Annotated in this window: 12 protein-coding genes; 8 read left to right on the forward strand and 4 right to left on the reverse strand. The window is 61.6% G+C overall.

Translation table 11 applies throughout. The features are described 5' to 3' along the window. The first annotated feature begins 154 nt into the window (after nucleotides 1-154). The 7 genes from AACU78_RS07385 to yccS all read left to right on the forward strand — a co-directional run bounded on the left by AACU78_RS07385 (nucleotide 155) and on the right by yccS (nucleotide 10,844). Nucleotides 155-1,597: a TldD/PmbA family protein gene (locus AACU78_RS07385; protein ID WP_106575611.1), complete on the forward strand. Its 1,443-nt coding sequence runs from the start codon at nucleotides 155-157 to the stop codon at nucleotides 1,595-1,597. Then, nucleotides 1,597-2,913, forward strand: coding sequence for a TldD/PmbA family protein (locus AACU78_RS07390; protein ID WP_106575612.1), 1,317 nt, complete (start codon nucleotides 1,597-1,599; stop codon nucleotides 2,911-2,913). Before AACU78_RS07385 ends, AACU78_RS07390 begins: the two co-directional genes overlap by 1 nt. Nucleotides 2,914-3,211: 298 nt before the next feature. Continuing rightward, nucleotides 3,212-4,102 (forward strand): alpha/beta fold hydrolase, encoded by an 891-nt coding sequence (locus AACU78_RS07395; protein ID WP_106575613.1) that lies wholly within the window; start codon nucleotides 3,212-3,214, stop codon nucleotides 4,100-4,102. Between the two features lie 36 nt (nucleotides 4,103-4,138). Further along, a complete protein-coding gene (gene mdtD, locus AACU78_RS07400) occupies nucleotides 4,139-5,566 on the forward strand; it encodes a multidrug transporter subunit MdtD (protein ID WP_106575614.1) in 1,428 nt (475 codons plus the stop codon). 198 nt (nucleotides 5,567-5,764) lie between these two features. Next, nucleotides 5,765-7,102 carry an ATP-dependent RNA helicase DbpA gene (gene dbpA, locus AACU78_RS07405; protein ID WP_234452441.1) on the forward strand — a complete coding sequence of 446 codons (1,338 nt, stop codon included), beginning with the start codon at nucleotides 5,765-5,767 and terminating at the stop codon, nucleotides 7,100-7,102. A gap of 163 nt (nucleotides 7,103-7,265) precedes the next feature. Beyond that, a complete protein-coding gene (locus tag AACU78_RS07410) occupies nucleotides 7,266-8,444 on the forward strand; it encodes an NAD(P)/FAD-dependent oxidoreductase (RefSeq protein WP_106575616.1) in 1,179 nt (392 codons plus the stop codon). A 216-nt stretch (nucleotides 8,445-8,660) separates the two neighbouring features. After that, nucleotides 8,661-10,844 (forward strand): YccS family putative transporter, encoded by a 2,184-nt coding sequence (gene yccS, locus AACU78_RS07415; RefSeq protein ID WP_106575617.1) that lies wholly within the window; start codon nucleotides 8,661-8,663, stop codon nucleotides 10,842-10,844. Between the two features lie 111 nt (nucleotides 10,845-10,955). On the opposite strand, the gene AACU78_RS07420 is transcribed toward yccS, so the two are convergent. Beyond that, nucleotides 10,956-11,693 carry a substrate-binding periplasmic protein gene (locus AACU78_RS07420; RefSeq protein ID WP_106575618.1) on the reverse strand — a complete coding sequence of 246 codons (738 nt, stop codon included), beginning with the start codon at nucleotides 11,691-11,693 and terminating at the stop codon, nucleotides 10,956-10,958. A gap of 198 nt (nucleotides 11,694-11,891) precedes the next feature. Here AACU78_RS07420 and AACU78_RS07425 point away from each other — a divergent pair, with 198 nt between their 5' ends. Next, complete coding sequence (locus AACU78_RS07425) at nucleotides 11,892-12,344, forward strand: GNAT family N-acetyltransferase (protein WP_106575619.1); 453 nt, start codon at nucleotides 11,892-11,894, stop codon at nucleotides 12,342-12,344. A 113-nt stretch (nucleotides 12,345-12,457) separates the two neighbouring features. On the opposite strand, the gene AACU78_RS07430 is transcribed toward AACU78_RS07425, so the two are convergent. From AACU78_RS07430 to AACU78_RS07440, 3 genes are read right to left on the reverse strand one after another with little or no spacing between them, the layout of a single operon-like run. Continuing rightward, on the reverse strand, nucleotides 12,458-12,754 hold the full coding sequence (locus tag AACU78_RS07430; protein WP_106575620.1) for a winged helix-turn-helix domain-containing protein: 297 nt from the start codon (nucleotides 12,752-12,754) through the stop codon (nucleotides 12,458-12,460). 19 nt (nucleotides 12,755-12,773) lie between these two features. Beyond that, nucleotides 12,774-13,274: a M48 metallopeptidase family protein gene (locus AACU78_RS07435; protein WP_106575621.1), complete on the reverse strand. Its 501-nt coding sequence runs from the start codon at nucleotides 13,272-13,274 to the stop codon at nucleotides 12,774-12,776. A 42-nt stretch (nucleotides 13,275-13,316) separates the two neighbouring features. After that, entirely contained in the window at nucleotides 13,317-15,422 is a 2,106-nt protein-coding gene (locus tag AACU78_RS07440; RefSeq protein ID WP_106575622.1) for a putative bifunctional diguanylate cyclase/phosphodiesterase, read from the reverse strand. Nucleotides 15,423-15,674 lie beyond the last annotated feature (252 nt).

The raw sequence follows: 15,674 nt of genomic DNA on the forward strand, positions 1-15,674 counted from the left end.
ACACTTGATCGGGTGCACAGGGTCAAAATGTGGGAGGGGGCTTGCCCCCGATAGGGCCCGACCAGACGCTGCAAAACCTCTTTCCTTGATCAGCTCCCAGCCCAGGCCTACTCTATTTGCCTGCCCGCGCCGAGCCGCCCACAAGGAAGGCCCCATGTTCGACCACCACACCACCCTCAAAAAACACTTCAGTGCCCTGCGCACCACCGCCGACTTCTTCTCCCTGCGCTACGTGCGCGAGTCCGGCCAGTACCTCTCAGTGCGCAAAAACGTCGCCGAGCCGCCCCACCTGAACCACGACGAGGGCGCCATGCTCACCGTGCGTCTGAACGGCGTGGAAGCCTACGCCGCCACCAACGATATCTCCCTTGCCGGCCTGCAAGCCGCCCTTGAGCGCGCTGAACAGCAAGCCCGGCGGATCTTGCCCCACGCCCTGCTCGACCTGCACACGCAGACGGTCTCCAGTGACGTCGCCGACTACCTGTCACCGGACCTCGACCAGCCCTTCCCATCCTTGAGCGACTGCTACCAATTGCTGGGCGATGAGTCTGCCAGCGTGCCCAAGGACGAGCGTCTGGTCAGTTGGGAAGTCAGCCTGGGCACCACCCGCGTGGAGCAGATCTACCTCAACAGCGCCGGTGCCGAACTGCGCCAGGCTCAGCGTTTCGTCTACCCGGGCCTGAGCGTCACCGCGTTTGACGGCAACGACAGCCAGACCCGCACCCTGGGCGGCACCAACTTCGGCCAGCAAGGCAGTGCGAACGTGATTCGCCGCTTCGGCCTGGCCGGCGCCGCCCGCCAAGTGGCCGACGAAGCCCTGCAACTGCTGCTCGCGCCCAACACACCAAACGGCCCGCGTGATCTGCTGCTGATGCCCGACCAGATGATCCTGCAGATCCACGAGTCCATCGGTCACCCGCTGGAACTGGACCGCATCCTCGGCGACGAGCGTAACTACGCAGGCACCAGTTTCGTGAAGGCCAGTGACTTCGGCCACCTGCAATACGGCTCGCCCTTGCTCAACGTCACGTTCGACCCGGACATCCCCGAGCAGCTCGCCAGCTACAGCCATGACGACGACGGCACCCGCGCCACCAAGCAGTTCCTGATCCGCGACGGTCTGCTGCTCAAGCCATTGGGCGGCGCGCTGTCGCAATTTCGCTCGGGGCTCGGCGGGGTCGCTAACAGCCGCGCGTGCAGCTGGAACCGCGCGCCGATCGACCGCATGGCCAACTTGAACATCGAGGCCGGCGACAAAACCCAGGCCGAACTCGTTAGCGGCATCGAGCGCGGCATTCTGATGAGCACCAACCGCTCATGGTCCATTGATGATGCGCGCAATAAATTCCAGTTCGGCTGCGAGTGGGGCCAACTGATCGAAAACGGCGAGCTTAAAGGCGTGGTGAAGAACCCCAACTACCGTGCGATTTCCGCGCAGTTCTGGCGCAAGCTCAGCGCCGTCGGCGACGCCAGCACCTTCAAGGTGTTGGGCACGCCGAATTGCGGCAAAGGCGAGCCCAACCAAGTGATTCGCGTGGGTCACGCGTCACCGGCGTGTGTGTTCAGTGATGTCGACGTATTTGGGGGAGATGCCTGATGAACAACTTCAAGGCACTGGTGAACTGGCTCAAGCAGGCCATCACCGACAAGGAACAGTTTCACCTCGGCTACGCAGACGAATCATCCGAGTTCGTACGCTTCAACCACGCCCAGGTGCGCCAGGCCGGCCAGGTGCAACAGGCCAGCCTCAACCTCAAGCTGATCAACGACGGCCGCCACGCCGACCTCGGCGTTACCCTGGCCGGTGAGCCGGAACTGGACCGCCAGCGCCTCGCCGATGGCCTGCAACAGCTGCGCGAAACCTTGCCTTTGCTGCCACAGGACCCGTACCTGCTGCTGAACCACAACGCCTGGCAAAGCCATAACGAGCAGTTACGACCGCTGCCCGAACTGGCCCAGGTGTTGGAAGACATCAGCCAGGCCGCAGAAGGTGTGGACCTGGTCGGCTTTTACGCTGCTGGCCCGATCAGCCGTGGGTTCGCCAGTTCCGACGGCGCGTTCGGCTGGCATCAGGCCAACAGTTTCAACTTCGATTTCAGCCTGTTCCACGCCAATGGCGAAGCGGTCAAAGCCAGCTACGCCGGGCACACCTGGAACAGCGCCGAATTCGCCGCACGCTTCCAGCAGGCGCGCGAGCAACTGGCGTTTCTTGGGCGCCCGCTGCACCAGCTCGCCCCTGGGCAGTACCGCGCCTACCTGGCGCCGGCAGCGCTGGAAGAAATCATCAGCATCATCACCTGGGGCGGGTTTTCCGCTCAGGCCATCGCCAGCAAAGCCAGCTCGTTGCAAAAGCTGTATGCCGGTGAGCAGTCGTTGAGCCCGTTGGTAAAAGTCGATGAGCAGATCAGCGGCTCGCTGAGCCAGGCGTTCTCCACCGAAGGCTACCCGCGCGGGGACGTCACGCTGATCAACGCGGGCAAAGCCGAGGGCCAGTTGATCAACTCGCGCAGCGCCGCCGAATACGGCCTGAGCACCAACGGCGCCAGCAGCGACGAGTCGCCCAGCGCCTTGCAGATGGCGGCGGGCAGCCTCGCCCAGGCCGATATCCTCAAGCAGTTGGGCACCGGGCTGTACATCAGCAACCTGTGGTACTTGAACTACTCCGACCTGCCGGCCGCCCGCCTGACCGGCATGACGCGCTTTGCCACCTTCTGGGTGGAAGACGGCGAGATCAAGGCGCCGGTCAGCACCATGCGTTTTGATGACAGCGTCTATCAGTTGCTCGGTTCACAGCTGGAAGCGCTGACGGCTGAGCGGGAGTTGCTGTTGTCGGCCAGTACGTATAGCCAGCGCAATACCGCGTCCAACTTGTTGCCAGGCGCGTTGGTCAAACGCCTGACTCTCACCCTGTAAACACCACCACCCCTGTGGGAGCGGGCTTGCTCGCGAATACGGTGTATCAGTCGACCTATCTGTTAACTGACACTCCGTATTCGCGAGCAAGCCCGCTCCCACAGGGGATCTCGCTGATTTCATACATCACTTTTCCATCCTCTCCTACTGTCATTTCCCTTCTTCGCCGCCCGCGAACACGGCCGGTTGTCGCCCGTAAAAAACCTCGTTATAACGGTTAGTGGCACCCCGCCACTAACCCCACGTGTGCGCACGTGATGCATGACCTTGCCTGGATTGGGCAAGCTGGAGCGTTGACATGGACCATGGAAGTTTTGTCATAGAAGGGCTGTTCAAACACTACAACGTTCACGTTGAGCAGCTCGGTAACGATTCGGAAAAGAAAACCGTCCTGATGGTCAATGGGGCACTGTCCACCACCCGCTCCTTCGCCCGCACCAGCAAATGCCTGGCGGAACACTTCAATGTGCTGCTGTTCGATCTGCCGTTCTCCGGCCTTTCGCGCGAGCACAACAGCAACCTTGACCTGGTCACCAAGGACGACGAAGTCCAAATCCTGCGTGCCCTGGTGGAACGTTTCCAGGTCAGCCACCTGGTGTCGGCCTCCTGGGGCGGCATCTCCACGCTGCTGACCCTGGCGCACAACCCGCCCTCTATCGAAAGCTCGGTGGTGATGGCCCTGGCGCCCAACCTCAACCAGGCCATGCTCGACTATGTGGAGCGCGTGCGCGTGTTGATCGAAGCGGATGACAAGTCCGCCGTCGGTCACCTGCTCAACGAGACGGTCGGCAAATACCTGTCACCCAGGCTCAAGCGCAATAACCACCGGCACCTGTCGAACATGGCTACCACCGAGTACCGCCAGGCGCGCTTTCATATCCACCAGGTGTTGGGGCTGGGCGATGGCAACTACTTGCCGGCGCTCACGCAGATCGAAACACCGGTGCATTTCATCAACGGCGCGCTGGATGAGTACACCCCGGCAGTGGAGGCCCGGCTGTTCAAACAGTATGTGGGCCGCAGCACGTTCGCCGTCGCCGAACACACCGGCCACTTGCTCGACCTTGAATCCCGCGAGGCTGCGCTGGCGGTGCACCGTGCGCTGCTGGATTACCTCGTCGGAGAGCACGCGACACTGTCAGATTTAGACGAACCGCCAGTGGGAAAAGGAGCGACGGATGGCGCATAATCGCCGACACATAGCCTGCTAACAAAAAGGTAGCTCATGCCCAATCGCGCCCCTCTCGACGCCAAGACCGCCCGCTGGCTCCCCTGGGTGGTGGCGATTGCCTTCTTCATGCAGTCGCTGGATGGGACGATTCTCAACACCGCACTGCCGGCCATGGCCCGGGACCTCGCGGAAAACCCGCTGCGCATGCAAGGCGTGGTGATTGCTTACATGCTCACCGTCGCCTTGCTGATCCCGGCCTCGGGCTGGGTGGCCGACCGCTTCGGCACCAAAAAAATCTTCTTTGGCGCGATCATGCTGTTCAGCATTGGCTCGCTGCTGTGTGCCCTGTCCAGCAGCTTGACCATGCTGGTGGGCGCGCGGGTCATCCAGGGCTTGGGCGGCGCACTGATGCTGCCGGTGGGGCGACTGGTCGTCTTACGCGCTTATCCGCGCTCCGAACTGGTGCGGATCATGGGCTTCATTACCATTCCCGGCCTGCTCGGCCCATTGCTCGGCCCGACCATGGGCGGCTGGATGGTGCAATACCTGACCTGGCACTGGATCTTCCTGATCAACCTGCCGGTGGGCATGATCGGATGCTACGCCGTGTGGAAACTCATCCCCGACTTGCGCGGCAGCGAGCGCACGCGTTTCGACAGCGTGGGGTTCGTGCTGTTTGGCGCGGCGATGGTGCTGATCACCATCGCCATGGAAGGCCTGGGCGAATTGCATTTGCCGCATTTGCGCGTGATGTTGCTGCTGTTCGGCGGCCTGGCGTGCCTGGCGGCGTATTGGCTGCGCGCCGGGTATATCGACAACCCGCTGTTCTCGCCGGTGCTGTTCAAAACGCGCACCTTTGCCGTGGGCATACTCGGCAACCTGTTCGCCCGCCTGGGCAGTGGCGCATTGCCGTTTCTGGTACCGCTGCTGTTGCAGGTGGCGCTCGGTTACTCGCCGTCCGAAGCCGGGATGAGCATGCTGCCCCTGGCGGCGGCGGCTATGTTTGCCAAATCCATCGCCCGGCCGCTGATCGAGCGCCTGGGCTACCGCGTGGTGCTGACCGGCAACACCCTGGCGCTGGGCATCATGCTGGCGAGCATGGGCCTGGTCAGCGAGCAGACGCCCTATCCGCTTCTACTGGTAATGCTGGCGGTGCTGGGTGCGATCAACTCCTTGCAGTTCACCGCAATGAACACCGTCACCCTGATCGACCTCGACGACGCCCAGGCCAGCAGCGGCAACAGTTTGCTATCGGTGGTGGCGCAGTTGTCCCTGAGCCTTGGGGTGGCGTGCGCCGGTGCGCTGCTGGGTGGTTTCACCGCTGAAGTGGGCAACGATGGGGTCGACACCGTGCTCGGCGCGTTCCAATTGACCTTCGTCACCGTGGGCATCATGGCGATGCTGGCGGCGGCGATCTTCCTGCAATTGTCGCCAAAAGACGGCAAACGCGTGGTCAGCCGTGAGCACGACATTGAGCATTAGAAGCAACCGCAAGCGTCAAGCTGTAAGCCTCAAGCCTGCGGCTTGCAGCGCTTAACCTGCCGCTGCCCGCCTCCCCTCGTCTAGAACTTGCGAGAAAACCCCCGGCGGGCTGCTACACTGCGCGACATTTTGTTTTGCAGAGCCAGTCCCGTGACTACCATCGCCACCGCTTTTAATACTTTGCCGCTCTCCGCCGCCATGCTGGCTAACCTCGACTCGCTGGGTTATGTCGAGATGACGCAGATCCAGGCGCAAAGCTTGCCGGTGATCCTCAAGGGGCTGGACCTGATTGCCCAGGCCAAGACCGGCAGCGGCAAAACCGCCGCCTTCGGCATCGGCCTGTTGAACCCGATCAACCCGCGCTACTTCGGCTGCCAGGCGCTGGTGATGTGCCCGACGCGTGAGCTGGCCGACCAGGTCGCCAAGGAAATCCGTCGCCTGGCGCGCGCCGAAGACAACATCAAGGTGCTGACCCTGTGCGGCGGCGTGTCCCTCGGACCGCAGATTGCCTCGCTGGAACACGGCGCCCACGTCATCGTCGGCACACCGGGCCGCATCCAGCAGCACCTGCGCAAGGGTTCGCTGGTGCTGGACGGTTTGAACACACTGATTCTCGACGAAGCTGACCGCATGCTCGACATGGGCTTCTACGACGCCATCGAAGACATCATCAGCAAGACCCCGGCGCGCCGCCAGACCCTGCTGTTCTCGGCCACCTACCCGGTGAGCATCAAGCAGCTGGCGTCCAAGTTCATGCGCGCGCCGCAGCAAGTGAAGGCCGAAGCGTTCCACTCCGACGACCAGATCGAACAGCGCTTCTACGAGATCTCGCCGGAAGAGCGCATGGACGCCGTGACCAAGGTGCTGGCGCATTTCCGCCCGGCCTCGTGCGTGGCGTTCTGCTTTACCAAGCAGCAAGTGCAGGAAACCGTGGATCACCTGACGTCCAAAGGCATTTCCGCCGTCGGCCTGCATGGCGACCTGGAACAGCGCGACCGTGACCAGGTACTGGCGATGTTCGCCAACCGCAGCACCTCGGTGCTGGTCGCCACCGACGTGGCCGCGCGCGGCCTGGACATTGACTCGCTGGACATGGTGATCAACGTCGAACTGGCCCGCGACTCGGAAATCCACATTCACCGTGTAGGCCGTACCGGCCGCGCGGGCGAAACCGGCATCGCCATCAGCCTGGTGGCGCCGTCCGAAGCGCATCGCGCCCAGGCCATCGAGCAACTGCAGAAGTCGCCGCTGAACTGGGACCAGCTGGACAACCTCAAGCCACAAAGCGGCGGCCCGTTGCTGCCGCAGATGAGCACCCTGTGCATCGCCGCTGGCCGTAAAGACAAGGTTCGCCCAGGTGACATTCTCGGCGCATTGACGGGTGAAGCCGGTATTCCGGGTGCCCAGGTCGGCAAAATCGCGATCTTTGACTTCCAGGCCTTTGTGGCCGTGGAGCGCGGGATCGCCAAGCAGGCGCTGCAGCGTTTGAACGACGGCAAAATCAAAGGCCGTTCGTTGCGCGTGCGCATCCTGTAAAAACGCCGCGTTCCTGATGTAGGAACCGAATCAATGTGGGAGCCGGGCTTGCCCGCGATGCAGGCGACTCGGTCTGACAGATCGACCGAGTTGATGCATCGCAGGCAAGCCAGCTCCCACATTTGATTGCATTTCAGATCAATTTTTTTGTGAGGACATTGCTGTGCGCTCGACCGAAGTTGTGATCATTGGCGCCGGCGCCGCAGGCTTGATGTGCGCGCTGACCGCCGCCGGGCGTGGGCGCAAGGTGATGTTGATCGACCACGCGAACAAGGCCGGCAAAAAGATCCTGATGTCCGGCGGTGGCCGCTGCAATTTCACCAACATGTACACCGAGCCGGCCAACTTCCTCTCGCACAACGCGCACTTCTGCAAGTCTGCGCTGGCCCGCTACACCCAGTGGGATTTTATCGGGCTGGTGGCCAAGCATGGCGTGCCGTACCACGAGAAGAAGCTCGGCCAGTTGTTCTGCGATAACAAGTCCAGCGACATTCTCGGCATGCTGCTCGATGAATGCATACAAGCCGGCGTGAGCATGCACCTGGACACGTCGGTTCAGGAAATTGCCAAGCTGGAGGCCGGTTATCAGTTGCAAACCACCCTGGGTGAGTTGCGCTGCGAATCCCTGGTAATCGCCACGGGCGGCCTGTCGATTCCGACCTTGGGCGCTACCGGGTTCGGTTATCAGGTAGCCAAGCAGTTCGGCCATGAACTGCTGCCGACCCGCGCAGGGTTGGTGCCGTTTACCATCACCGACCAGCTCAAGGACTTGTGCGGCGAGCTGTCCGGCACCTCGGTGGACTGCCTGGTCAGCTGCAACGACCAGAGCTTTCGCGAGAACATCCTGTTTACTCACCGCGGCCTGAGCGGGCCGGCGATCTTGCAGATTTCCTCGTACTGGGAAACCGGCGACACGGTCGAAATCAACCTGCTGCCCGACCACGACGCCCACGCCTGGCTGCAACAGCAACAGGTCGAGCGCCCCAACAGCGAGTTGAAAACCCTGCTGGGTGAGATCTTTACCAAGAAGATGGCCAACCTGCTGGCCGACACCTGGTTTGCGTCCAAACCGATGAAGCAGTACACCCACGCCGAAATCGCTGACATCGCGCAAAAGCTGTCGAGCTGGCAACTGGTGCCGGCGGGCACTGAAGGCTATCGCACGGCCGAGGTCACGCTGGGTGGAGTTGACACGCGGGAGGTGTCGTCCAAGACCATGGAATCGCTGAAAAGCCCTGGGCTCTACTTCATCGGCGAAGTGCTGGATGTGACCGGTCACCTGGGCGGGTTCAACTTCCAGTGGGCCTGGGCGTCGGGCTACGCCGCCGCGCAATACGCCTGACGCCGCTTAAACCTTGAAATGCAAAACCCTGTGGGAGCTGGCTTGCCTGCGATAGCGGCGTTGGATTTACCATCGCTATCGCAGGCAAGCCAGCTCCCACATTTGTTTTGTGGCGGGCGTAGAAGTTATTTTGCGCAATTGATGTGATCGCCACGCTTGCCGTGACGTCCTTGATAGCTCAATTTAGCGGCATCGTCCCGGAAGACTCCAGCCTTCATGTCATCGACCTCGTTCAAGCAGTCCATGCGGCGCCTGTGGGCGCTGGATAAATTCAGTTACAGCGTACGGGTGTTCATCGCCCTCACCGGCAGCATGGCGCTGTGCTGGTATCAGGACGAAATGACGTTGCTGATCCCGCTGTTCCTGGGGATTATCGCCAGCGCCCTGGCCGAGACCGATGACAGCTGGCAAGGCCGCCTCAACGCTCTGGCGGTGACGCTGGTGTGTTTCAGCATCGCCGCGCTGTCGGTGGAGCTGCTGTTCCCTTACCCGTGGATTTTCGCGATCGCCCTGGCCCTGGCCAGTTTCTGCCTGACCATGCTGGGTGCGCTGGGCGAACGCTATGGCGCGATTGCTTCGGCGACGCTGATTCTGTCGGTGTACACCATGATTGGTGTGGACCAGCGCGGGGGCGCCGTCTCTGATTTCTGGCACGAACCGTTGCTGCTGGTGGCGGGTGCCGCGTGGTATGGCGTGCTCTCGGTGCTGTGGCAGGCACTGTTTTCCAACCAGCCGGTGCAGCAAAGCCTGGCGCGGTTGTTTCGCGAACTGGGGCGTTATCTCAAGCTCAAATCGTCGCTGTTCGAACCGATCCGCCAGCTGGATGTAGAGGCGCGCCGCCTGGAACTCGCCCAGCAAAACGGGCGCGTTGTAGCTGCGCTGAATGCGGCGAAGGAAATCATCCTGCACCGCGTGGGCAATGGTCGGCCCGGCTCGAAGGTCAGCCGCTACTTGAAGCTGTACTTCCTCGCCCAGGACATCCACGAACGCGCCAGCTCCTCGCACTACCCGTACAACGCCCTGGCCGACGCCTTTTTCCACAGCGACGTGCTGTTCCGCTGTCAGCGCCTGTTGCGCCAGCAGGGCAAAGCCTGCGAAACCCTGGGCGAGTCGATCCAGCTGCGCCAGCCATTCATTTATGACGACAGCTTTGCCGAAGCGCTGGGCGACCTGAATGCCTCGCTGGAACACCTGCGCATTCAGAGCAACCCTGCCTGGCGCGGCCTGCTGCGCTCGTTGCGCGCCCTGGCAGCCAACCTGTCGACGCTTGACCGCCTGCTCGGCGACGCCAGCAACCCCGACGCCCTCGCGGACGCCACCGACAGCAACCTGCTGGACCGTGCGCCACGCAACCTCAAGGAAATGTGGACGCGCCTGCGCACGCAACTGACGCCGACCTCGCTGCTGTTTCGCCATGCCTTGCGCCTGGCCCTGGCGCTGACCATTGGCTACGGCACCCTGCATGCGATTCACGCCTCTCAGGGTTATTGGATCATCCTCACCACCCTGTTCGTGTGCCAGCCCAACTACGGCGCCACCCGGCGCAAACTCGGCCAACGGATCATCGGCACGGCCATCGGCCTGACCGTGGCCTGGGCCCTGTTCGACCTGTTCCCAAGCCCGCTGGTGCAATCGCTGTTCGCCATCGCCGCCGGCCTGGTGTTCTTTATCAACCGCACCACCCGCTACACCCTGGCCACGGCGGCGATCACCTTGATGGTGTTGTTCTGCTTCAACCAGGTGGGTGATGGCTACGGGCTGTTCCTGCCACGGCTGTTCGATACGCTGATTGGCAGCCTGATCGCGGGCCTGGCGGTGTTCCTGTTCCTGCCGGACTGGCAAGGCCGGCGCCTGAACAAGGTGCTGGCCAACACCCTGACCTGCAACAGCATCTACCTGCGCCAGATCATGCAGCAATACGCCGCCGGCAAGAGCGACGACCTGGCCTACCGCCTGGCCCGGCGCAACGCGCACAACGCCGATGCGGCGCTGTCCACCACGCTGGCAAACATGCTGATGGAGCCTGGGCACTTTCGCAAAGAAGCTGACGTAGGCTTCCGCTTTTTGGTGCTGTCGCACACCTTGCTCAGCTACCTGTCGGGGCTGGGCGCACACCGGGAAACCCAGCTGCCGGCCGAAGTGCGTGAGCACTTGATCGACGGCGCCGGCAACAGCCTGGCAGCGAGTATCGACGAGATCGCCACGGGGCTGGCCAACAAGCAGCCGATCGCGATTCAAAGCGACGCCGAAGAAGCCCTGGCGGCGGACCTGGAGCAGATGCCGGATGAGATCGATGAGGGGCAGCGGTTGGTGCAGACACAATTGGCGTTGATCTGCCGGCAGCTGGGGCCGTTGCGCACGCTGGCGGCGCACCTGATCAAGGACACCCGCGCGGCTTAGACCGCCTTCGCGAGCAAGCCCGCTGCCACACTCGACCGCATTACAAAGGATGTACGCGGTTGAATGTGGGAGCGGGCTTGCTCGCGAAGAGGCCCGCAAGAGCACTACAAACTACATCCCATGCGCCTTCATCAACCGCGCATAACTGCCATCGACCTTCATCTTGGCAATCTCGCGGTCGAAACCGGCAATGATCTGCGCATGCTCGGGGTTCTTCAGGCTGACCAGAATATGCAAGCTGTTTTCACTCAACGGCTGGGGTAAAAACTCCACCGTATTGCGCACCCGTGGCGACTCGCGTGCCAGGTAATAGCGGGCGACATACTCGTCTTCCAGCGTCAGCCTCACGCGTTGCGCCGCGAGCATGCGCACGGCCATGGCGAAGTTATGCACCGGCACTTTCTGCAACTGCGCATCCTGGTCGAACGCCGCCGAATAGGCATACCCGCGCACCACGGCGATGGGCTCACCGTGCAGCTGTTCCAGGTTCTGATAGTCGATGGGGTCGTCCCGGCGCTTGATAAACCGCACGCGGTTGAGCAGGTATTCAGCGGAAAACTGCCCCAGTTGCGTGCGCGCCTCGTCGTACCAGGCATTGACCAACACGTCATAGCGACCATCACCCACGCCCATCAACGCCCGCGCCCAAGGTACCTGCTCAAAATCACTGGCGTAGCCGGCGCGCGCCAGGGCCGTGCTGACAATGTCGGTGGCCAGCCCACCGTTGATCAATGTCGAATCGGTAAACGGTGGCCAGGCATCCGCTACCAAACGCAGACGTTGTGCGACCGCTGGCGTGGCCAGCAACAACACTCCTATCAAAGCAACGGCACGAGAAAATCGCGGCATGCTTAAAGTCCTTGGCGGGCAGGCGGTGGCCTGATAACAGTAGCTCATCAATGAGCCTGCATTGCAGATTACACAAAGAACCGGGCCGCGCTCGCACTGAATGATGGCAAATTGACGCCATTCACAAAAATGCTGAATTTAGACAGTCGTGACCGTCACGCTTACTATCGGCAACAGCCATTAACAAGAGAACACACCATGACGGTTAATTGGGTCTGCAAACACCAGGAAGACTTGGGCAAGGACCAGCTGTACGCCCTCCTGCGCTTGCGCAGCGAGGTCTTTGTTGTTGAACAGCAGTGCGTGTACCCGGACCTCGACGGGCAGGACCTTTCGGGTGATACCCACCACCTGATGGCCTGGAAAGACGACGAACTGGTGGCCTACCTGCGCCTGCTGGACCCGGAATCCCAGGGCGGTGATGTGGTGATCGGCCGAGTGATCGTCGCGCCAGTGGCACGCGGCACCGGGCTGGGCCATCAAATGATGGAAGAAGCCCTCAAGCGCATTGACGACATCTGGCCTGAAACGCCGATTTTTCTGTCAGCCCAGGCGCATTTGCAGGGGTATTACGGGCGGTACGGGTTTGTGGCGGAGGGTGAGGAATACCTGGAGGACGATATTCCGCACATTGGCATGCGGCGTCAGTAAGGGCGCCATCGCAGGCAAGCCAGCGCCCACATTTAACCGTGTTCACCCTTAGAAACGCGGTGGATGTGGAAGCGGGCTCGCTCGCGAAGGCGTCAGCGCAATAATCGCCACATTCAGGGATAACCCAACACCTGTTTGATCGCCCCCAGATTCGCCTCGATCCACTTGCGGTCGATCGCCCCCCAGCTGCGAATCCGGTAGCGCCCGGCATGATTGCGCGCGCCGTCTTCCTGCTCGAACTCACACAGAATATCCAGGTCGGCCAATGCCGCAATCGTGTCCTGCGCCGTGCGCCGCGGCATCCCGGTGGCGTCGGTCAACGCCGGGACGCTGCTGGCCAGCCCGCTGTCGATCAGGTACGCCACGTACAGGCGGCGATAGAAACTGCTTTTGGTCTTGCTCACGTCCATGCTTGGTCGCCTGGTGAGGTTAGGGCTTGCCCTGCAAGTCGCGATACGTGAGGTACACCCGCAGGTCGAATTCCACCTGATGGTAGCCGGGCATCATGTATTCGCAGAGTTTGTAGAACGCCTTGTTGTGGTCCGATTCCTTGAAGTGCGCCAGTTCGTGCACAACGATCATGCGCAGAAATTCCGGCGCCGCTTCTTTGAACAACGCCGCGATGCGAATCTCTTTCTTGGATTTGAGATTGCCGCCCTGCACCCGTGAAATCGTGGTGTGCAGGCCCAGGGCGCGGTGGGTCAGGTCCAGGCGGTTGTCGAACAGCACTTTGTCGATGGCCGGCGCGTTACGCAGGTGTTCCTGCTTCAAGGCCAGGGCATAGCTGTACAACGCCTTGTCACTTTGCACCGCATGGCGCTCGGGGTAGCGTTGCTCCAGGTAGGCGCCCAACTGATCCTTGGCGATCATCTGGCGCACTTGCTCCCGGAGCGCTGCGGGGTAAGCCTGGAGGTATTTCAGCGCGGTCATGGGGTCTGCAACAGGGTTCGAATGGGCGCCAGTGTAGCGAATCTAAAGCAGACGGGGGTGAGACCAATCGGCCACTTCCTCAGCAATCAAGGGCTGGGCCGCCCATGGCCCCTGGACGAACGAGCAACCATTGGCCTTCAGCCATTGCGCCTGTTCGAGTGTTTCCACGCCCTCGGCGATCACTAACACATCAAAATGCCCGCACAACTGGATGATGCTGCGCGCCATCGCGGCGTCCCGCACCGAACCCGGCAGACGCGCCACCAATTGCGGGTCCAGCTTCAACGTATCGAACTCCAGGTCACGCAGATGGGCCAGCGAACACTGGCCTAACCCGAAGTCATCCAGGGCGATACGCACGCCGATCCGCCGCAACAACTTGAGCTGCTTGTTGGTTTCATCAAGGTTGCTCATCAGGCTGTCTTCACTGATTTCCACCTCCAGCTGCCGCGCCTGCAACCCATGTCGCTCAAGGACCTGCTGCAGTTGGCCGGCCAGGTTGGGCATGTTGAACTGACTGCTGCTCAGGCTCACGCTCAGCACCAGTTCTTCATCGAAGCTGGTTTGCCAGGCCTGACGTTGGGCGGCGACCTGCTGGTAAATCCAGGCGCTCAACTGGCTGATCAGCCGCGCCTCTTCAAGCAACGGCAAAAACAAGCCCGGCGGCACATCGCCGACGCTCGGGTGCTGCCAGCGCAACAACGCCTCGACGCCACGCAAGCGCCCGTCCTCCAGCGAGACCTGGGGCTGGTACACCAAGGTGAAATCCTTGTTTTGAATCGCGGTACGCACGCTGTCTTCAAGCATCAGACGCGAGCGGGCGCGGCCGTTCATTTCCTGATCGTAATAGCGATATTGCTGACGCCCCGCACGCTTGGCTTCGTACATGGCGATGTCGGCCGCGCGCAGCAGGCCATTGAGGTCCGAGCCGCAGTCCGGGAAGGTCGCAATGCCAATGCTGACGCCAAGCATCACATCCAAACCGTCGACCTGCTGACACACCGACACGCGTTCGATCAGTTTTTCCGAAATCTTCGCCGCCTGTTCCGGGAATTCCAGCTCCACCAATGCGGTGAACTCATCCCCGCCCATGCGCCCAAGAATGTCGTAGGAACGCAGACACGCCTGCATTTGCTCGGAAACCCAGCGCAACACCCGGTCTCCCGCGTCGTGGCCCAACGAATCGTTGACCCGCTTGAAGCCGTCGAGGTCCAGGTAGAGCAGCACCAGCGATTGCTCGGTTCGCTCGCTGCGCAGCAACGTGTTTTCCACTGCCTGGTGGAAGCCGCGCCGGTTCAGCAGGCCGGTCAACGGGTCGGTCACCGCCTGGAACTCCAACTGCTGGTGCAAATGGCGCACCTCGGACATGTCCAGCACCGTCACGACCATAGCCTTCTGCTCGGCGGGTAACGGCGCGCAGGACAATGCCACCGGCACCTGCTGGCCGCGACTGGTGCGCAAAATGGCGTCGTGCTGGCGCCATGTCTCGCCTTTGCGATACGCCTCGTACATCGCGAACCCCAGCCAGGCCGGCACATGGGGTTTTTGCAGGAAGCTCAAAAAGCTTTCGCCCTGCAACTCGGCCATGGTCGCATTCAGCAGCCGCGAAATGGCCGGGTTGGCGTACTGGATCACACTGCCCTCGCCCACCACCAGAATGCCCTCGGCGGCGTTGTCGAGCACCGAGGCGTTAAAGGCGCGCGCGGACTCCAGGTCATGGCTCAGGCGCTGCAAGGCACGGCGGTTGCGCTGGTGTTCCAGCAACGCCTGCACCTTGGGCTTGAGAATGTGTGGGTCGAAGGGTTTGAACAGGTAATCAATGGCGCCGCTGGCATAGCCTTCCAATACAGAGGCAGGCGACTGGGCATGGGCGGTCAGGAAGATAATTGGCGTCATGCGCGTGCGTTGGCTGCCACGCATCAGGCGCGCAACCTCAAAGCCATCCATGCCGGGCATGCGCACATCCAGCAAGACCAGGTCGACTTCGTGCGCGAGCAGTAACTCCAACGCTTCCAGCCCGGAAGCCGCGGTCATCACGTGCCAATCTTCACGCTGCAAAAGCGCACGCATGCTGATGAGGTTTTCCGGGTAGTCATCAACCACCAGAAGAACCGAACTACCATCGCCGGGGTGTGGAGCGCAATCCATGCTACGTCTCTTCCTTGAAGGGCTGTACCGGTCACTTCTGATATAAAAACCGGACAAACACTGAGGCCTCACTCTAGCCCCGGTTCTAAAAAAGCAGAAGTGACGCGGGTGCCATCATTGCGCCAAAGCTCAGGAAGCCGACTAACGGTCAAGCGCTACAGCCCACGCCCCATGGGAAACATGGCTTTTTGGCACTCCTCTGACGCCAATAAATTGCCAGCAATTGTTTAACAACCGGACGATCACCGCCTA

The sequence above is a fragment of the Pseudomonas sp. R9.37 genome, assembly GCF_963878885.1.
Taxonomy (GTDB): domain Bacteria; phylum Pseudomonadota; class Gammaproteobacteria; order Pseudomonadales; family Pseudomonadaceae; genus Aquipseudomonas.